This is a genomic window from Cryobacterium breve (genome assembly GCF_027594785.1).
Taxonomy (GTDB): domain Bacteria; phylum Actinomycetota; class Actinomycetes; order Actinomycetales; family Microbacteriaceae; genus Cryobacterium; species Cryobacterium breve_A.
Map to the genome: position 1 here is coordinate 1,388,031 of NZ_CP075584.1, position 17,843 is coordinate 1,405,873.

The following is a 17,843-nucleotide window of genomic DNA, read 5'->3' on the forward strand; positions in this document are numbered from 1 at the left end:
TTTAGGAGAAGAAAATGCAACGACGCACTTCCCGCTGGATGATCGGGGCCGGCCTGACCATGGCTGGAGCGCTTGCCCTCACGGGCTGCAGGCTCGAGCTTCGGCGGCACCACGTCCGGCTCGACCGGCTCGGCGGCCGCTCTCACGAGCGACTCGAGCAAGAGCCTCACCGTCCTGATCGGTTCGAGCGGCGACGCCGAGACGAAGGCCGTCAACACGGCCGTCGCATCCTGGGCGTCCTCGAGCGGCACGAAGGCCACCGTCTCCGTCGCGAGCGACCTCAACCAGCAGCTCGCCCAGGGCTTCGCGGCCAAGAAGCCGGCCGACGTCTTCTACCTGTCGACGGATGCCCTCGCCGGCTACGCGTCGAACGGTTCCCTGCTCGCCTACGGCGACAGCCTCGCCAACAAAGACGACTTCTACCCGAGCCTCGTGAAGTCCTTCACCTACGACGGCCAGTTCTACTGCGCCCCGAAGGACTTCTCCACGCTGGGCCTCGTGATCAACACGGACGCCTGGGCGAAGGCCGGACTCACCGACGCCGACATCCCCACGACCTGGGACCAGCTCGAAACCGTCGCCAAGAAGCTGACCACGCCCGACCAGGTGGGACTCGCCATCGGCGGCGAATACGCCCGTGCCGGCGCCTTCATGGCGCAGGCCGGCGGCAACCTCATGAACGAGGACAGGCTCCAAGGCCACCGCGAACAGTGCAGAGGCCGTCGCCGGTCTCACCGAGGTCAAGAAGCTCCTGAACGACGGCGTGCTGAAGTACGCCAAGGACGTGGGAGCGGGCTGGGGCGGCGAGGCCTTCGGCAAGCAGCTTGCGGCCATGACGATCGAGGGCAACTGGATCACCGGCGCCATGTCGAGCGACTACCCGAGCGTGAAGTACACGGTCGCCGAACTCCCGGCCGGCCCCGCAGGCAAGGGCACCATGCAGTTCACCAACTGCTGGGGCATCGCCACGGACAGCCCCAACCAGGCCGCAGCACTCAAGCTCGTCGAGCAGCTGACCAGCAAGGACTCCCAGCTGGCCTTCTCCAAGGCCTTCGGCCCGATGCCGTCGATCAAGTCCGCCGCATCCGACTGGAAGGCCGCCAACCCGGTGCTCGTCCCGTTCCTCAACGGCGCTGACTACGCCGTCGGCACGCCGACCGCGAAGGGCTCAGCGGATGTCGTGACCGAGCTGAACTCCAAGCTCGAGTCCCTCAAGACGGGCGATCCCCAGCAGATCCTCGACGCAGCCCAGAAGAACCTCGAAGCGCTGCTGAAGTAGTTCGACATGTCGAAGCCCGCACGCACGTCTCGCCGCTCCGGAATCCGGGGCGGCGAGGCCGCCTCGGGGTGGCTCTTCACCGCCCCGATGATCATCCTGCTCGGGATGTTCCTCGTCGTCCCTGTGCTCATGGCACTCTGGGTCAGCTTCTCCGACTGGGGAGGCCGCGGCAGCCCCTTCGGCGGCAACGTGAAGTTCGTCGGCTTTGACAACTACTCCACCCTGCTGAACGGGGGCGGTCTGGCCGAACAGGACTTCGGCACGGCACTGCGCAACAACGCGTGGTACGTCGTGCTCGTCGTCCCGGTCCAGACCGCCCTCTCCCTCCTCCTCGCCGTGCTCGTCAACCGGCAGATCCTCCGCGGCCGCGGCTTCTTCCGCACCTCGTTCTACTTTCCCTCGGTGACGAGTTCGGTGGCGATCACCGTGCTCTGGCTGTTCCTGTTCAGGCTCGACGGGCGCGGTCAACAAGCTGCTCTCGTTCATCGGCATCAACGGGCCGAACTGGTTCAACGACCCGAGCGGCATCCTGCACAACTTCCTGCAGGCTCTTCGGGGTGACCCAGGGCCCCGCCGCCCTCACGGACGGATCCTTCCTCGGCGTCTCCTGGTGGGACTGGCTGGCCGGCCCCTCTGTCGCCATGACGGCGTTCATCCTGATGGCCGTGTTCACCACGAGCGGCACGTTCATGCTGCTCTTCATCGCCGCGCTGCAGAACCTCAGCGGCGAGGTCACCGAGGCCGCGATGATGGACGGCGCCAACGGCTGGCAGCGCTTCTGGAAGGTCACACTCCCCCAGCTGCGCCCGACCCTGTTCACCGTGCTCACCCTCGGGCTCATCGGCAGCTGGCAGGTCTTCGACCAGATCTACACCGGCACCAAGGGTGCACCCGGCAAGACCACCCTCACGCCCGCCTTCCTCTCCTACCAGTCGGCATTCAACAACCAGGCCTGGGGCCAGGGCGCCGCGATCGCGTTCATCCTCTTCGTGATCATCGTGTTCTTCACCCTCTTCCAGCGCTGGGTGCTGCGGGAACGGTCCGTCTCGAACAGGCGGATGCGGCCGTACCTGTCGGTCGCGAACGGTGCGACCGCGACCGTCGTCGCAGCATCCGCCCTGACCGGGCCAGGCGCAGGTTCGCCCGGCTCCGGTTCCGACCCCGATTCCCACGCGCCCGACACGACCGGAGGCACCCGATGACCGCCACGGTCTCGACGAAGACACCCACCCCGCCGTCGCCCTCGCGTCGGCTGCGCTCACTGAGCAGGCCGCAGGCTCCCCACCCGCGCCGTCGCGGGCCGGTCGCTGATGTACGCGATCCTCACCGTGCTCGCGATCATCTACATCGCCCCGTTCCTGGTACAGGTCGCGACCTCGTTCAAGACAGACGTCGAGGCGGCGAGCAATCCCATCTCGCTGCTCCCGCAGACCTGGTCGACCGCGGCGTACGAAAAACTCTTCCTCAACTCGGACTTCCCGGTCTGGTTCAAGAACTCCGCCATCGTCACGATCTTCGTGACGCTCGGGCGGGTGTTCTTCAACTCGCTCGCCGGCTACGCCCTCGCCCGGTTGCAGTTCCGCGGCCGGACGGTCATCTTCGCCGGCCTGATCGCCGTCATGAGCGTGCCCGGCGTCGTGCTCCTGATCCCGAAGTTCCTCGTGATCAACCAGATCGGCATCTACGACACATACGTCGGCATGATCGTGCCGCTCCTCACCGACGCCGCCGGCGTCTTCATCATGAAGAACTTCTTCGAATCGATCCCCGCGAGCGTCGAGGAACAGGCCCGCATCGACGGGGCAGGCACCTTCCGGGTGTTCTGGTCGATCGTGCTGCCCATGGCGAGACCCGCCCTGATCACGATCGTCATCCTGTCCTTCCCAGGGCTCGTGGAACGAACTCTCGCACTTCATCGTCGCGACTCAGTCGCCCGAGCTGACGACGCTCACCAAGGGCGTCGCGTCGCTCGCCTCCGGGGAGCTCAGCCAGGGCACCCAGTATCCGCTCAAGCTCGCCGCCGCGGCGATCATGACGATCCCGGTCGCGGTGATGTTCTTCATCTTCCAGAAACGGATCATGAACACCACCGACGGCGCCGTCAAGGAGTAATCTCCGGCCGGCCGGCCACCCTTCCCCGTCCCCCTGTGGACATCCGCTTCAATCCAGGAGTCGTTCCTTCCTTATGCATTCCCAGTCCCTGATCTCGACGCCCGTGTCCCCCCAGTCCGTCATCGGCCATCCGGTCCAGCCCCTGCTCCACGATTCGACCATCATCCTCGCCGCCCCCACCCAGGCGTGGTCGCTTCCCAACGGGCGCACCGAACTGCCGATCCACGGCCTGTACCACGCGGACACCCGGGTGCTCTCGGAGTGGGACGTCTCGGTCGGCGGGGAACGCGGCGAGGCGATAGCCCAGGCCGGGCGCGGTTCGGGAGAAGTGACCTTCACGTCGCTGCTGCGGCACCTCGACGACGCCACTGCCGATCCGCGGCTGCGGCTCGAAGTGACGCGCACCGTGACCGCCGGGCGGATGCGGGAGCGCATCACGATCCGTTCCGGCCTCGACCACACGGTCTCGACCACGATCGCCCTGCGGGTGCACCCCGACTTCTCGGACATGCAGACCGTCAAGGCGGGGCTCGCCGACCCCGAGAGCCGGCGTGCGTTCCCCACGGCGGACCTGCCGGAGACTCCCGTCGTCGATCTCGAGACCCTGGCCGACGGCATCCGCCTGTCGACCCCGAGCGTGACCGCCCTGCTGCGGTTCGGCAGCGACGCAACGCTCGCCCAGACACCCTGGTCGGCCGCGGGCGGGGCGCACCGAGCCGACGCGGATGCCGCCGCACCGATCGTCGCGGCGAGCTGGGCGGTCGAGGTGCCCGCGCACGGCACCGCGACCGTGGAATGGACCGTCGACGTCGAACACTCGGCAACCGTGGTCCAGGCGGCCGGCGGCCTGCCCGAATGGGACGGCGTGACCGTGCACTCGGGCGACGCCCGGCTCGGCCGCTGGGTGCAGCGCGCCCTCGACGACCTCAGCGGGCTGCGGATGGCGACGACGGCGCAGCCGGATGAGCCCTTCCTCGCCGCGGGGGCGCCGTGGTTCTTCACTCTGTTCGGGCGCGACTCGCTGTGGGCGGCGCGGTTCCTGCTGCCGCTCGGCACCGACATCGCCGGCTCGACACTTCGTCTGCTCGCGAGCCTGCAGGGCACCGTCTCGGACCCCGAGACGGCCGAGCAGCCGGGCAAGATCATGCACGAGCTGAGGCCGGGCGCGTTCTCGATGCCCGGTGAAAGCCTGAACCTGCCGCCGCTCTACTACGGCACGGTCGACGCCACGCCGCTCTGGATCTGCCTGCTGAACGACGCCTGGCACTGGGGCCTCCCCGACGCCGAGGTCGCGGACTTGCTGCCCCACCTCGAGGCGGCGCTCGGCTGGATGCGCGATTCCGGCGACAGCCACGATGACGGGTTCCTCTCCTACGTCGACGAGACCGGGCACGGCCTCGCCAACCAGGGCTGGAAGGACTCCGGCGACTCCATCCAGTGGCGCGACGGCACCCTCGCCGAGGGGCCGATCGCGCTCTGCGAGGAGTGCAGGCGTACGCGTACCAGGCGGCGATCGGCGGAGCCGAGCTGCTCGAGGCTTTCGGTCGCCCCGGCGCGGACGAGTGGCGCACCTGGGCGACGAACCTGCAGGACCGGTTCCGGGCATCCTTCTGGATCGACTCTCCCGAGGGGCGCTACCCAGCGGTCGCCCTCGACGCGCACAAGCGTCCGGTGGACACGGTCACGAGCAACATCGGCCACCTGCTCGGCACGGGCCTGCTCAACGCCGAGGAATCGGCGCTCGTCGCCGCCCGCCTCGTCTCGCCCGAACTCAACTCCGGTTTCGGCCTGCGGACGATGTCGACCGACTCGACCGGCTACTGGCCGCTGAGCTACCACGGCGGCTCGGTCTGGACGCACGACACCGCGATCGCCATCTCCGGGCTCGGCCGCGCCGGGTTCGGCGCCGAGGCCGGCATCCTGATCGACGGCCTGCTCGCGGCCGCCGAATCCTTCGGTTACCGGATGCCCGAGGCTCCACTCCGGGGACTCGTCCTCGGCCGTGTCGGCGCCGGTGCCCTACCCCGCGGCGTGCCGGCCGCAGGCCTGGTCTGCGGCGGCGGCGATCTCCGTGCTCGGGACCGTTCTCGGCCTCGCCCCCGACCGCGAGACCGGCACAGTCGCCTCGACCCCGATAACCCCGGCCCTCCTGGGCGCGGTCACGATCCTCCCCCGCCAGCCCCGGGCATAACTCCTGCACATTCCGGCCGGCACCGGCGGCTGCCGCGGAATTCCGGGGCAGCCGCCGGCCGGTCGGCCGCAGAATGTGCAGAAGTTATGCCTCGTCGGGCTCGTGCCGGGTGGTGCAGGCTGGCATGGGCTGGGGCGGTGCAGGCTGGTGCGGTGCGGGCTAGAGCCAGCGCATCGTGAAGGCGCTCGCGAGCACGGCACTCGCCGGCGGCACGGCGAGGGTGCGCGCGAGACCGTTGCGCACGCGCAGGCGCAGGCCCGTGGCCGGCCGGCCCATCATCATGTTGAAGCCGGCCTGCCGGGCGGCTATCCGGGCGCTGCGGCGTCGGCGACGGTCGTAGTCCGCGAGCGCGGATGCCGCGGCATCCGGTTCCTCGATGGCGCGCGCGAGGGTCGGCGCGAGCAGGAGCCCGTCGAGCCAGCCGAGGTTCATGCCCTGCCCGCCGATCGGGCTGATCTGGTGCGCAGCGTCGCCGACAAGCACGATCCGTCCACTGACGAAACGTTCGGCCAGCCGCTGCTGCACCGAGAACGCACTCACCGACGCCCCGGACGAGGGCAGGACCACGCCCGTGCGGGACTGGACGATCTCGGCGAGGTCGCGGCTCGAGGCATCCGGTTGCAGGGACGACGTCATCGCGACCCAGCGCCGCCGCCCGCCGGGGAGCGGGAACGACTCGACGACGCCGCCGCGCTCGAAGTACAGCACCGCCTGCTCGGATGCCCGCTCGCCCGCCGGGTAGTCGCTCATCAGGTAGGTGTCGCCACCGCCGCGCTCAACCCCACGGATGCCCGCGAGCGCGCGGACCAGGCTGCGGGCGCCGTCCGCGGCCACAACGTAGCGGGCCTCGAGAACGGAACGTGCGGGCCGGGAGTCGCTCGCCGATCCGGAGGCGTCCCCTCCGTCGGTGAATGCCAAGGGCGTTCCGGTGTCCTCGACCTCGACCTCGACGCGGTCGCCGCGGTCGCGGACATCCGTGACCGTGACACCCGACCGATACCGGCCGGGGCTGAGCTCGTCGAACCGGGCACGCAGCAGCGCCTCGGTCTCGTACTGCGGCAGTGAGACGACGAACGGATGCCGCCCGGCCGCCTCGCGGAACGTCAGCCGCCCGAGAGCGCGCCCGTCGCAGCGCACCTCGCCGCCGCGGATCCGCACCGCACGTTCGACGACGGCGTCCGCGAGACCGAGCTCGTCGAGGGCGCGCATCGACGGCGGGTGGATGCCGATCGCTCGCGACCGCCGCGACGGTGTCGCACGCCGCTCGAGCACCTCGACGTCAAGGCCGCGCACAGCGAGAAGCCCCGCAAGCAGGATCCCGACCGGACCGCCGCCGACCACGATGACGTCCCGCATCCGCTGCCCGTCGCTCGCCTCCGCGTCCGCGGCGCCGTCGGCCGGCGAGAGTCCCCGTTCCGGTCCAGAGTGCCCGGCAGAGGGGTCACTCTCGACCGGAACGGCAGCCCTCGGGTCGCGCACCAGTTGCGCCGTTTCGCGCCAGGCACGCCTGGCGCGAAGCGGCGGAAGTGGCGCGGCATCCGTCACAGGCTCCGGCACGATTGGCGCGTAACGGCGCAGCGGGCGCGCTCCGGCCGTTCCAGCGCAGCAGCAGGCGAGACGGATGCTCGCGCACGACGTCCCAGCCCGGCGGCACGACCGCGCGCAGTTCCGGCGCGGTGAAGCTGCGGCGGATCGAGGTGAGGCCGTCCGTGCGGATGTACGAGTCGCGGAAGAGCGGCCAGGTGCCGAGGCCGAAGCCGAGATAGGCGAAGGTGCTGCGTTCGATGTCCCCGAGCAGGACACGGCCGCCGGGCTCCGCGAGCCGTTGACAGTCGGCGAGCAGGCCGCCGAGCTGGTCCCCGGTCAGGTGATGCAGCACATGGTTGGACACCACGACATCGAAGCGCGCGCCCTCCTCGGCGAGGTCGGCTGAGCGCCCGCCGGAAGTGCAGCTGGGGCTGCGGCGGCTGGGCGGTCGCGAAGGAGTGGGCACGGGCATCCGGGTCGATCGCGGTCACCGTGAGGAGGAGGCCGTCGCGCGCCGCCCAGCGCGCGAGTGCCCGGGCGACGTCGCCGCCGCCCGACCCGATGTCGAGCAGCGTGCTCTCCCTGCTCGTCGAGAGGAGCGGCCGGATCTCCCGGCGGTACACCCCGCGCCAGCCGGAGACTGCGGCATTCACGTAGCGGAAATAGTCGTACGTGCGGCTCAGGACCTCGGGGTCGCAGTCGGGATCGTCCATGAGCTCGACCGCGTCGCTCGCCCGACGTCGGAGGAACGGCAACGCAGGCAACAACGGCACTCGCGCGGGCCGCGTCAGCCGCGCACCACGGTCATCAGGCCGGACTCGACCGTGAGCCCCGGTCCGAAGGCCATGGCGCAGAGGCGCTCGCCGTCCGCGGTCGTCGGGGCGTCCAGGATCGCCTTCAGCACGAAGAGGATCGTCGCGCTGCTCATGTTTCCGTAGTCCCGCAGAGTCTCCCGCGACGGCACGACTGCGCGCCTCGCTGAGCCCGAGCTTGGCCTCGGTCTTGTCGAGGATGCTGCGCCCGCCCGGGTGGATCGCCCAGTGCGCGATCGCCGTGCTGAGTGGCGCCCGCGCGGCCTCGGCCGCGGTGACCACGATGGCGGGAGCGGTGAGCGTGGCAACCGACCCGGATGAAGCAATTTCGGCGACTTCGGCGACCTCGGCCAGGCTCCGCGACCTCAGACGCAAATTCCTCGATCGGCATCGTCTCACCGAGGGCGGCGATGGCTGCCGCCAGACCGGGGTCCTTCGCGAAGAGCGGCGCGAGCGCACCCTCGATGTGCTCGTCGATGATGTGCGGAACATAGGTGCTGAGCACCATCTCGAAGCCCTCGTCGCCGATCTTCCAGGCCATGTCGCCCTCGCCGACCGGCGTGATCACGGTCTCGAAGAGGTCGAGGCTCAAGGCGTTCTCGCCCGGAGCCGGTGCGCGTGAACTCACGATTCCGGCGGCCGCACCATCCGAGAACAGGGAGGAGGCAACGATCGTGTCGGGGTCGTCCGACGTGCGCAGGTGCAGCGAACACAGCTCGGCACTCACGACGAGCACCACGGCGTTCGGGTCGGCCTCGACGAACTGCTTGGCGGTCCGCAGCGCGGGCATCGACGCGTAACAGCCCATGAACCCCAGGTGATACCTCTGCGTGGTCGGCTTCAGGCCCAATTCCCGCACGAGCATATAGTCGGGGCCGGGCGCGTAGAAGCCCGTGCAGGAGACGGTCACTACGTGCGTCACATCGGCGGCCTCGACACCCGGGCACGCAGCCAGCGCGCGCCGCCCCGCCTCGACGAAGAGCTTGGTTGCTTCCGTGATGTAGAGCTCGTTGCGTACACGTGTGCTTGGCACCAGGAGGGTCTGGGTCGCCGCGTCGAAGAACTGCGGGTCTGGCTTCTCCGAGTCGAGGGTCAACTCCTCGATGACGGTGTGGCGGCGCTCGATCCCGGACAGGTTGAAGGATGCCGTCACGAGCCTCTTCCCGAGCCTGCTCAGTCCCGGCTGGGCCGCGAACACGTCGCGCACCTCCTCCTGGATCAGCACGGTGGATGGAACAACGGTCTGCAACGCTCGAAGAGTGACGGACATAGCCCCAGTGTTACACGCGGCCCTGCGAGGCACACCCCCCATTTTCGCGGGCTCCGACACCAGCCGGCGGATGGACCCGCGCCGAAACTGGGTGCCGGCAGTGAATCCACTGGGCGCGGTTCGGTGTCGCGGAGTGATGCCTAGGCTGGAATGTGGCGTGGGCCAACGGGGACGCACGTCGCCAACCGCGGGCCACCCGCCCGCCAATCCGAGGGAGTCCCGTGGCCACGACCGTCGCAGACCAGATCATCGCCCAGCTCATCGAGGCCGGGGTGCGCCGCATTTACGGCATCGTCGGCGACAGCCTCAACCCCATCGTCGACGCGGTGCGGCGCAGCGGCGGATCAGTCAAGGGCGGCATCGACTGGGTGCACGTGCGCAATGAGGAGGCCGCGGCCTTCGCGGCCAGCGCCGAAGCGCAACTCACCGGTGAACTCGCCGTCTGTGCCGGAAGCTGCGGTCCCGGCAACCTGCACCTCATCAACGGCCTCTACGACGCCCACCGTTCGGGAGCCCCCGTGCTCGCGATCGCTAGCCACATCCCGAGCGCCCAGATCGGCAGCTCCTTCTTCCAGGAGACCCACCCCGACCGACTCTTCGTCGAATGCTCCAATTACTGCGAACTCGTCAGTTCGGCCGGCCAGGCCCCCCGGGTCGTGAGCATGGCGATGCGCCACGCGATCGGCCTCGGCGGCGTCGCCGTCGTCACCCTTCCCGGTGACATCGCCGAGCTGCCCGCCGTCGGCACGGCACCGACGCTCACCCTGACCAAGCCCGGCACGCTCGTGCCGTCGTCGGCCGACGTGCAGCGCCTCGCCGACGCCATCAACAACGCACGCCAGATCGCGATCTTCGCCGGGATCGGCGTCGCCGGAGCCCACGACGAGGTCGTCGCCTTCGCCGACCTGCTCGCTGCTCCGATGGGGCATTCCCTCCGCGGCAAGGAATGGATCCAGTACGACAACCCCTTCGACGTGGGCATGACCGGCCTGATCGGCTACGGCGCCGCGCACGACGGCATGCACGATGCCGACCTGCTCATCCTGCTCGGCACCGACTTCCCGTATTCGCAATTCCTGCCCGACGGAACGGATGTCGTCATCGCGCAGGTGGACATCTGTGCGGAACACATCGGCCGGCGCACGAACGTCACCGTTCCCGTGCACGGCGATGTCGCCGCAACGATCGCCGCGGTCAGGCCGTTGATCACCCGCACCGCCGACCGGCGGTTCCTCGAGAAGACCCTCAAGCACCACGAGCAGCTCATGACCAAGGTCGACGGCAACCCACGCAACGTCGAGAAGCGCACGCCGATCCACCCCGAGTACGCGGCCTCGATCCTCGACGAGGTCGCCGCCGCCGACGCCGTCTTCATCGCAGACACCGGCATGTGCAACGTCTGGGCCGCGCGCTACATCAACCCGAACGGGCGCAGGCGGATGCTCGCCTCACTCCTCCACGGATCGATGGCGAACGCGCTCCCCCAGGCGATCGGCGCCCAGGCGAGCAACCCGGGGCGCCAGGTCGTCACACTCTCCGGCGACGGCGGGCTCTCGATGCTCCTCGGCGAACTCGTCACCGTCGCCGCGCAGAACCTGCCGGTGAAGATCGTCGTGTTCAACAACTCGACCCTCGGCATGGTCAAGCTCGAGATGCTCGTCGACGGATACCCCGACTTCGGCGTCGACGTTCCGGCCGTCGACTACGCCGCCGTCGCGAACGCCTTGGGCATCTACGGCCAGCGGGTCGAGGATCCCGCCGAGATTCGCGGCGCCCTGCAGCGCGCTTTCGAGCACGACGGGCCCGCGCTCGTCGACCTCGTCACGGACCCGCTCGCTCTCAGCATGCCGCCGACGATCACCGGCGCGCAGGTCCGCGGCTTCGCGCTCGCGCTCTCCCGCGTCGTGCTGAACGGCGGCGTCGGCGAAGCCGTGCAGCTGGCCCGGACGAACATCCACAAGCTCTAGTCGCACACACGGGGCCCGTCCCGCTCTCGGGGCCGGTCGGCGGATGCCGCCGCTCGCGACTCGCGCCCGCGCCCACGTCCGCAGACCGCACCCGCAACGGCGGGCGCGCCCTGCCGAAACCGGCGCGGCCGACCGTGTCGGGCCGACGGTACTCGGGCTAACCTGAGGCCCAAAGGGCAGTCGCCGGGCGTGTGGATTCGGAGGAGCCTGATAGTCATGGACGGACGTGGACGGGTGATCGTGCGGGACGGGCCCTGGGGCTTCGTCCTCTTCCTGGCTTACATCGGTGCGGCGATCTACTTCGTCTCGATCTCGAGCGGCACGTTCTGGGGCGTGATCCTTGGCCTGCTCCAGGCGATCGTCTGGCCGGTCTACGTCGTCTATCACGTGCTCGTCCTGATCGGCGCCTGAGCGCGGGCACGGCAGCATCCGCTCGGCCTCGCTGGGGCTTTCGCGCCGGATGCCGTCGGGCCGTGGGTCAGGGGAGGCGGTCGAAGAGGTGGGTGGCGACGAACGCGACGAGGGACCCGGCCGCGCAGATCGCCGCGACCCCGCCGACGTAGGCGATCACGGCCTCGCTGTTCGGGCCTGAGGCGCCGAAGAACGTCACGAGGAACGCCGCCGCCGCGACCAGGCAGAACGGCACGACGAACCAGAGCTGGGTGCGGTAGCCGATCGCCGGCGTTCCGCGGGTCGGGGCCAGGGCGCCGGTCCCCGCGTCCGGGTCGGCATTCCCCGCCGCGAATCGGCGCGCCGCCCGGCCGGCTCGTGGGCGGCGCGCTGATGCACCCCACCCTCCGAGCGCGATGCCGCCCGCGCAGCCCCAGACCGCGACGACCAGGAGCCCGGCGATGACGTCGCTCGGCCGGTGCCAGCCGTTCGCGAGCGTCGACACTCCCGCGACGGCTGCGAACCCCGAGCCGAGCAGGGCGGCCAGCCAGCGGGTCCGCGGGCTCGAGACGAGAAACACGGCGAGGGCGGATGCCGCTGCAACCGTCGTGTGCCCGGACGGGAACGAATTGCCGGCGTAGCCGTCGACTCCGAGATCGGGACGGGTCAACAGCATGTCCTTGAGGACCTGGGTCGTGACGACGGCCCCCAGGGAGACGACGATGGCCACGACGAGCGTACGGAGATCGCGGCGCACGGCCGTGATGATCCCGGTGATGACGGCGCCGGCCACGACCGACACGGTCGGAACCTGGTCGAGCACCTGCTGGGTCACGACCGTGACGCTGCGCCTGCCGAAGATCGAGCCGTCATAGGCGAGCTGGTCCATGGTCTGGCCGTGCAGGGTCCGCACGAAGAAGAGGTATAGCGCGACGAAGACGGCTGACGCGATGATCGCGCCGCCGAGGTATCGCAGGAATCCTGTTGTCGAAAGGGAGCGCACACTCCAGCTTCGCATGCCCGGCTGGACAGACCGTGGGCGCGGCCGCAGACACGCGGCACACGACCGGCACATGACCGGCACACGACCACGCAGCCGGCAAGGCAAAGGACCCCGGGGCCGAACGCCGCCGAGGTCCTTCTGAGCAGAATTCAACTGCTGTGATGTAGAAGGTACACCGTGCCGGGCCGGCCGCCGTACCAGCGCGGCACCGGCCGCCGCGACGCGCTACCCCTTGACGCAGCGCGCACGCGGCGTACGGTGACTGGCATGTTTGCTGCACATCACGGTCGGCACGTCGCCGACAAAGACCACCCAGCGCGCGCGAGCAAGTCCCCGGCGAAGGGACCGGCCGACGTGGAGGGCTTCAGCGGGCTCGAGGGAGACTTCGAAGAGGAGCGCCGCCGGGCAACGAACGCCGAAGGCCGGCCCACCGAACCCTACGAACAGGACACCGTCACCCGGCCCACCCTCCCCGGTGCGGCCGAGGGTCTGACCCACCCCTGACGCTCCGACCGGGCGCGAGCCGGCCGAGGCACAGGGTGCAGGCACGCCGGGCAGCGGATGCGCCGGGCCCGGACAGCGCAGGCCTCACGAACCGGAGGGCCCAGGAACCGCAGGCTTCACGAACCGGAGGGCTCAGACCAGACCGAGCACGACCTTGCCGCGCACGTGCCCACCCATCAGGTACCGATAGGCGTCCGCGACCTCGTCGAGCGGGAAAACCCGGTCGATCGGCAGCACCACGTCCCCGCTCGCGACCCGGTTGGCGAGGGCGGCCAGGTCGCCGGGACGGGCCGCCTGGCCTCCGACTCCGGTGATGCCGGCATCCGCCCGGTAGCCGCGCGCCGCGATCGTGTTGATGCGGGTGCCGGGCACGCCGAGTTCGAGGCCCGCGTCGATCGTCGCGGGACCGTTGTTGTCGAGCACGGCGGTCACCCGGGGCACGAGCGCCCGCACCCGATCGACGAGTCCCGTGCCGTAGGCGACCGGGATCACGCCGAGACCGCGGAGGAAGTCGTGGTTGGCGGGACTCGCGGTTCCGACCACGGTCGCGCCGGTGCGCACGGCGAGCTGGGCAGCGAGAACCCCCACTCCCCCGGAGGCGGCGCTCACGAGCACGGTGTCCTCGCGGGTCAGCGCCAGGGAGCGCACCGAGGCCGCCGCGGTGCGACCGGCGATATCGAGCGCTCCGGCGGGGAGGAACCCGAGGGCATCCGGTTTGCGGATGATCGCGGACGCGTCAACGACGATCCAGTCCGCCTGGGCGACCATGCGCGCGCCGCCGAGAACGGCGTCGCCGACAGCCCAGCTCGTCACGTCGGCACCGAGTTCGTCGATGACGCCGGAGAAGTCGTTGCCGTTGCCGCTCGGCAGGGCGACGCTGTATGCGCCGGCGGCCGGGCCGCCGCGCAGGATCTTCCAGTCAACGGGATTGAGCCCCGCGGCGTGCACCCGCACGCGCACCTGGCCCCGACCGGCGGCAGGCGCGTCGCCGGTGATCACCCGCAGAACTTCCGGGCCGCCGAATTCGGAGAAGCGCACGAAACGAGCCATGTGCCCAGCCTATTCAGGGCGCGCACGCCCCGGCACCCCTCGAACGCGGCGGCGTCACCCGACCGGTTTTCGCCGCCCGCGAACGGCCAGGGCCGGCCGGCTCCGAGGCGTTGCGGGACACCGGTTCCGGGAATACATTGTCAATAGTTGAGCCACATCGACTCAACTATTGAAGGTCAATTGAGAATCGTCCGGACTTCCGGGGCGACGCCGGACGGATGAGCACCCCCGGAGCCGGACCAAGGGAAGGACACACCATGGCAATGAATTACGATCCGTTCCGCGAACTCGACCGCATGGCATCGGCCCTCATCGACAACCGGGGACCCCGGGTCATGCCGATGGACCTCTTCCGGGAGGGTGATCACTACGTGCTGAACGCCGACATGCCCGGCATCGACCCGGGTTCGGTGGACATCGACGTCGACGGCCAGCTGCTCACGATCCGGGGCGAGCGCACGATGGCGAACCACGAGAACGTCAAGTGGCTGACCCGCGAGCGCATGGCCGGCTCGTTCCTTCGCCAGCTCAACCTCGGGCAGGGCATCGACGTCGACCGCATCGGCGCGACGTACAACAACGGCGTACTGAGCGTGACGATCCCGGTGAGCGAGGCCGCCAAGCCGCGCAAGATCGCCGTGACGAGCTCGGGAGACCAGGGCGAGCGAGTTCTGCAGGTCAAGGAAGGCGAGCACACAGGCTGACGCGCCCGGCATGATCAAGCACCGCCCTCTGCGGACCCGGAGAATAAACTCCGGGTCCGCAGGCATGTTCGTCTGGAATACACCGGGCGTTCAAGAACGACTGGTCGACTATTCAGGGTAGAGTCAGTCGACTCGACGATGAGTGCTCACAGTCCCGACGAATGGAAAGTTCATTTGAACCTGCGAACGGCCGAATACCCCAGGCCGGACTATTTCCTGCTCCACCTCAGTGACACGCACCTCCTGGCCGATGGCGGCCGACTGTACGACCGGGTCGACAGCGCCCAGCACCTCGCCGAACTCTTCGCCGAGGTCGAAGCATCCTCTGGCCGCCCCGACGCCATCGTCATCACCGGCGACCTGGCCGACAAGGGTGAAGCGGATGCTTATGCCCTGGTTCGCAGCATCGTCGAACCGGCCGCCGCTCGGCTCGGCGCCCGCGTCATCTGGGTGATGGGCAACCACGACGACCGCTCGGCTTTCCGTGCTGAGCTTCTCGGCCAGCCCTCGTCGACGGCTCCCATCGACCGCGTCGACTACATCGGCGGCCTCCGCATCATCACGCTCGACACCTCGGTCCCCTCCCAGCACTTCGGCACCGTGACCGACGCCCAGCTCGCCTGGCTCACCACCGAGCTGAGCGTTCCCGCGCCGGACGGCACCATCCTCGCGATGCATCACCCGCCCGTGCCGAGTGTGCTCGACCTCGCCGTCTCGGTCGAACTCCGCGGCCAGTCGCGCCTGGCCAAGGTGCTCCGCGGCACGGATGTCCGCAGCATCCTCGCCGGGCACCTGCACTATTCCTCGACCGCGATGTTCGCCGGCATCCCGGTGTCGGTGGCCTCGGCCACGTGCTACACACAGGACCTCAACGTGCCCGTCGGCGGCACCCGTGGCCGCGACGGCGCCCGGTCGTTCAACCTCGTGCACGTCTACCCGGACACCGTGCTGCACTCGGTCGTGCCGCTCGGCAGCTATGCTCCGCTCGACTACATCGACCCGGAGGAGAGCGCCCGACGCCTCGCCGCGTCGGGCATCACGATCATGGACGCGGGTACTCTGCCAGCGCTCCGCGAGCCGCCGATGACCACGCCGATCCCGGTTCTGCGCTAAACGGTCCGGTTCGCGGCGCACCGCCGACGTCACCGACGCCGCCGTTGACAGCGGTCGCAGCCGCTGCGGCGGGCGTGACGCTCGCCGAGTCCTGCGCCTCGCGCTCCCACGGCGCGACGATCGGGAAGTACTGCTCGAGGAACTCGGTCACGGCTGCGCGGCGCACGTCGTCCGAGATCTCGGGGAAGCTGCCGTCGTTGAGGCAGAACATGTCCTGGTCGCGGCGCTTGCGGAGCTTGTTCATCTGACGCAGGGCGAGCTTGAGCGTCGTCTCGATGTAGAGCGACCTGGCCTGGGTCTGCTCGACGGCGCGCCCGGTGGTCAGCGCGTAGTAGTGGTAGAGCGAGTTCGTCACGGAGATGTCGGTCGCCGAGCGGAACTGGCTCGCCGCCGTGCGGGCGAAGTCCTCGGGGAACTCGGCCTCGAGCTCGTTCAGCACGCTCTTGCGCATCGGTACGGCCGTGTGCTCGAGGTGCCGGGTCGTGACCTTGCCGAAGCGTTCGCGCAGCAGCGCCCGGTTGACCCGGGCGGCGTTCTCGAACCCGCTGCGGCTCGGGTCGTTCTCGCCGAGGCCGATCCGGGTGGATGCCTCGATGAACTTGGTGACGCCGCCGGGCGAGAAGAACAGTTCCGGTCCGATCGGACGGCCGAAGAACATGTCGTCGTTGGAGTACAGGAAGTGCTCGGCGAGCCCGGGGATGTGGTGCAGCTGGCTCTCGACGGCGTGCGAGTTGTGCGTCGGCAGCACGCTCGGGTCCGGGAAGAAGTCTTCGCTGTTCATGATCGTGACGCGCGGGTGCTCGGCGAGCCACTCGGGCGCGGGCGAGTCCGTGGCGATGAAGATACGGCGCACCCAGGGTGCGAACATGTAGACGCTGCGCAGGGCGTACTTGAGTTCGTCGATCTGGCGGAACCGGGCGTCGGACTCGTCGCCGCTGCCGACGACGTAGGCCTTCATCCGCTTGGCGCGTTCGCGCTGGAAGTCGCTCGAGGAGCCGTCGACCCAGGAGAAGACCATGTCGATGTCGAAGCTGACGTCGCTCGCGAGATCGTCGAACATGTGCTGCAAGGTGCGCCAGGTGCGCCCGAACAGGGTGATGGTGGTCTCGCGGGCCTCGCCACGCGGCATCCGCTTGCGCATCAGGGAATTCTCGACCGGGGCGACGATCTCGTCTTCGCCGAAGAACCAGAGTTCGAACTGGAACGCGGTCTCGGCGCCGTACCGGAGGCGACCGATCGGTTCGATGCGCGGACGGTAGACCCGGAAGACGGATGACTTGCGCAGCGTGGTGAGGGCGCCGTCGGCGAGGAGGAGGGGCTGGGTGAGGTGCCCGTCGAGGGGCTTGGCGTAGAAGGGGTCGTTGGAGAACGCCTCGGCGAGCGCGCGGGTGATGTGCTTGCGGCGTTTGCGGTCGACGGCGAGCACCGGGCGGTCGTGGTCGCCGCGGACGAGCAGGAAGTCGATGCCGGCGGTGTCGAGGGCGTGCGCGACGGCGAGCAGGTCCCTGACCATGGACTCGTGCGGGGTGAAGTGGCCGTTGATGAGGGCGATTTCGCCCTTGCGCACGACGACGTCGTCGCGGTCGAAACGGCGGGTGCGGGCGTCCGGGGACAACAGCACCAGTTCGGGTTCCGCGCTCAGCGAGAGCACCGGAACGCCGGGGCCGGCCGGGATGACCGACTGCTCTGCGGCTGAACGATCGACGGTAACCATGGTCCTCCTCGGGATGTGGGAACACTCATCCACGAGGCAACCGTGTGTTGCCGGGGAGAGTGCGTCCGGTGCGTGCCGGCGGCCGCGACCCGGTCTGCGCCGGGAGCCGACAGCCGACAGCAAGCGGTAGCGTTCCTCCCAGTCTACGTTGCCCGGAGACCCGTGCCGGCGGCTCCCTCGGTACCGCCGCACGACCATGCGCGCCAG

The 17,843-nt window shown here is 69.5% G+C and carries 14 protein-coding genes and 5 pseudogenes; 12 read left to right on the forward strand and 7 right to left on the reverse strand.

The genetic code is table 11. The features are described 5' to 3' along the window. Positions 1-14 precede the first annotated feature (14 nt). The 6 genes and pseudogenes from KIV56_RS06745 to KIV56_RS19550 all read left to right on the forward strand — a co-directional run bounded on the left by KIV56_RS06745 (position 15) and on the right by KIV56_RS19550 (position 5,582). Positions 15-1,279: pseudogene (locus tag KIV56_RS06745) on the forward strand (sugar ABC transporter substrate-binding protein). A gap of 6 nt (positions 1,280-1,285) precedes the next feature. Then, a pseudogene (locus tag KIV56_RS06750) lies at positions 1,286-2,481 on the forward strand (carbohydrate ABC transporter permease). 108 nt (positions 2,482-2,589) lie between these two features. Further along, positions 2,590-3,391, forward strand: a pseudogene (locus tag KIV56_RS06755) (carbohydrate ABC transporter permease). A gap of 73 nt (positions 3,392-3,464) precedes the next feature. Then, positions 3,465-4,178 (forward strand): annotated as a pseudogene (locus KIV56_RS20275) (glycogen debranching N-terminal domain-containing protein); the annotation flags it as partial. Between the two features lie 698 nt (positions 4,179-4,876). Continuing rightward, a pseudogene (locus KIV56_RS20280) lies at positions 4,877-5,278 on the forward strand (amylo-alpha-1,6-glucosidase); the annotation flags it as partial. Positions 5,279-5,393: 115 nt separating this feature from the next. Next, complete coding sequence (locus tag KIV56_RS19550; RefSeq protein ID WP_348648489.1) at positions 5,394-5,582, forward strand: hypothetical protein; 189 nt, start codon at positions 5,394-5,396, stop codon at positions 5,580-5,582. A gap of 159 nt (positions 5,583-5,741) precedes the next feature. On the opposite strand, the gene KIV56_RS06765 is transcribed toward KIV56_RS19550, so the two are convergent. Both KIV56_RS06765 and KIV56_RS19555 read right to left on the reverse strand, forming a co-directional pair. Continuing rightward, complete coding sequence (locus tag KIV56_RS06765) at positions 5,742-7,061, reverse strand: FAD-dependent oxidoreductase (protein WP_281535646.1); 1,320 nt, start codon at positions 7,059-7,061, stop codon at positions 5,742-5,744. Further along, a complete protein-coding gene (locus KIV56_RS19555; RefSeq protein ID WP_348648490.1) occupies positions 7,024-7,575 on the reverse strand; it encodes a methyltransferase domain-containing protein in 552 nt (183 codons plus the stop codon). Before KIV56_RS19555 ends, KIV56_RS06765 begins: the two co-directional genes overlap by 38 nt. Positions 7,576-7,601: 26 nt before the next feature. Between KIV56_RS19555 and KIV56_RS19560 the strand changes: the two genes are divergently transcribed. After that, a complete protein-coding gene (locus KIV56_RS19560; RefSeq protein WP_348648491.1) occupies positions 7,602-7,766 on the forward strand; it encodes a hypothetical protein in 165 nt (54 codons plus the stop codon). A gap of 130 nt (positions 7,767-7,896) precedes the next feature. On the opposite strand, the gene KIV56_RS06775 is transcribed toward KIV56_RS19560, so the two are convergent. Both KIV56_RS06775 and KIV56_RS06780 read right to left on the reverse strand, forming a co-directional pair. After that, the gene (locus tag KIV56_RS06775) at positions 7,897-8,037 is read right to left on the reverse strand and encodes a hypothetical protein (RefSeq protein ID WP_281535647.1); all 141 of its coding nucleotides are present in this window, start codon (positions 8,035-8,037) and stop codon (positions 7,897-7,899) included. Further along, complete coding sequence (locus KIV56_RS06780; protein ID WP_432432613.1) at positions 8,034-9,191, reverse strand: type III polyketide synthase; 1,158 nt, start codon at positions 9,189-9,191, stop codon at positions 8,034-8,036. The genes KIV56_RS06775 and KIV56_RS06780 overlap by 4 nt, the downstream gene beginning before the upstream one ends. Positions 9,192-9,412: 221 nt before the next feature. On the opposite strand from KIV56_RS06780, the gene KIV56_RS06785 reads away from it, so the two are divergent. Then, a complete protein-coding gene (locus KIV56_RS06785; protein ID WP_281535648.1) occupies positions 9,413-11,158 on the forward strand; it encodes a pyruvate dehydrogenase in 1,746 nt (581 codons plus the stop codon). A gap of 216 nt (positions 11,159-11,374) precedes the next feature. Then, entirely contained in the window at positions 11,375-11,569 is a 195-nt protein-coding gene (locus tag KIV56_RS06790; RefSeq protein WP_281535649.1) for a hypothetical protein, read from the forward strand. 67 nt (positions 11,570-11,636) lie between these two features. On the opposite strand, the gene KIV56_RS06795 is transcribed toward KIV56_RS06790, so the two are convergent. Next, complete coding sequence (locus tag KIV56_RS06795; RefSeq protein WP_281535650.1) at positions 11,637-12,566, reverse strand: phosphatase PAP2 family protein; 930 nt, start codon at positions 12,564-12,566, stop codon at positions 11,637-11,639. Positions 12,567-12,818: 252 nt separating this feature from the next. Here KIV56_RS06795 and KIV56_RS06800 point away from each other — a divergent pair, with 252 nt between their 5' ends. Continuing rightward, positions 12,819-13,055 (forward strand): hypothetical protein, encoded by a 237-nt coding sequence (locus KIV56_RS06800; protein ID WP_281535651.1) that lies wholly within the window; start codon positions 12,819-12,821, stop codon positions 13,053-13,055. A 132-nt stretch (positions 13,056-13,187) separates the two neighbouring features. On the opposite strand, the gene KIV56_RS06805 is transcribed toward KIV56_RS06800, so the two are convergent. Next, complete coding sequence (locus tag KIV56_RS06805) at positions 13,188-14,105, reverse strand: NADP-dependent oxidoreductase (RefSeq protein WP_281535652.1); 918 nt, start codon at positions 14,103-14,105, stop codon at positions 13,188-13,190. A gap of 257 nt (positions 14,106-14,362) precedes the next feature. On the opposite strand from KIV56_RS06805, the gene KIV56_RS06810 reads away from it, so the two are divergent. Both KIV56_RS06810 and KIV56_RS06815 read left to right on the forward strand, forming a co-directional pair. Then, positions 14,363-14,809 carry an Hsp20/alpha crystallin family protein gene (locus KIV56_RS06810; RefSeq protein ID WP_281535653.1) on the forward strand — a complete coding sequence of 149 codons (447 nt, stop codon included), beginning with the start codon at positions 14,363-14,365 and terminating at the stop codon, positions 14,807-14,809. Between the two features lie 174 nt (positions 14,810-14,983). Then, on the forward strand, positions 14,984-15,922 hold the full coding sequence (locus KIV56_RS06815) for a phosphodiesterase (RefSeq protein ID WP_281535654.1): 939 nt from the start codon (positions 14,984-14,986) through the stop codon (positions 15,920-15,922). Here the strand turns inward: KIV56_RS06815 and KIV56_RS06820 are convergent. Then, positions 15,852-17,636, reverse strand: coding sequence for a stealth family protein (locus tag KIV56_RS06820; RefSeq protein ID WP_281535655.1), 1,785 nt, complete (start codon positions 17,634-17,636; stop codon positions 15,852-15,854). The two genes, KIV56_RS06815 and KIV56_RS06820, sit on opposite strands and share 71 nt — an antisense overlap. Between the last annotated feature and the right edge of the window lie 207 nt (positions 17,637-17,843).

Excerpts from the sequence above, each read along its gene's own strand:
- KIV56_RS06775 (WP_281535647.1), bottom strand. The coding sequence starts at position 8,037 with ATGAGCAGCGCGACGATCCTCTTCGTGCTGAAGGCGATCCTGGACGCC.
- KIV56_RS06780 (WP_432432613.1), bottom strand. The coding sequence starts at position 9,191 with ATGTCCGTCACTCTTCGAGCGTTGCAGACCGTTGTTCCATCCACCGTG.
- KIV56_RS06790 (WP_281535649.1), top strand. The coding sequence starts at position 11,375 with ATGGACGGACGTGGACGGGTGATCGTGCGGGACGGGCCCTGGGGCTTC.
- KIV56_RS06795 (WP_281535650.1), bottom strand. The coding sequence starts at position 12,566 with ATGCGAAGCTGGAGTGTGCGCTCCCTTTCGACAACAGGATTCCTGCGA.
- KIV56_RS06800 (WP_281535651.1), top strand. The coding sequence starts at position 12,819 with ATGTTTGCTGCACATCACGGTCGGCACGTCGCCGACAAAGACCACCCA.
- KIV56_RS06805 (WP_281535652.1), bottom strand. The coding sequence starts at position 14,105 with ATGGCTCGTTTCGTGCGCTTCTCCGAATTCGGCGGCCCGGAAGTTCTG.
- KIV56_RS06810 (WP_281535653.1), top strand. The coding sequence starts at position 14,363 with ATGGCAATGAATTACGATCCGTTCCGCGAACTCGACCGCATGGCATCG.
- KIV56_RS06820 (WP_281535655.1), bottom strand. The coding sequence starts at position 17,636 with ATGGTTACCGTCGATCGTTCAGCCGCAGAGCAGTCGGTCATCCCGGCC.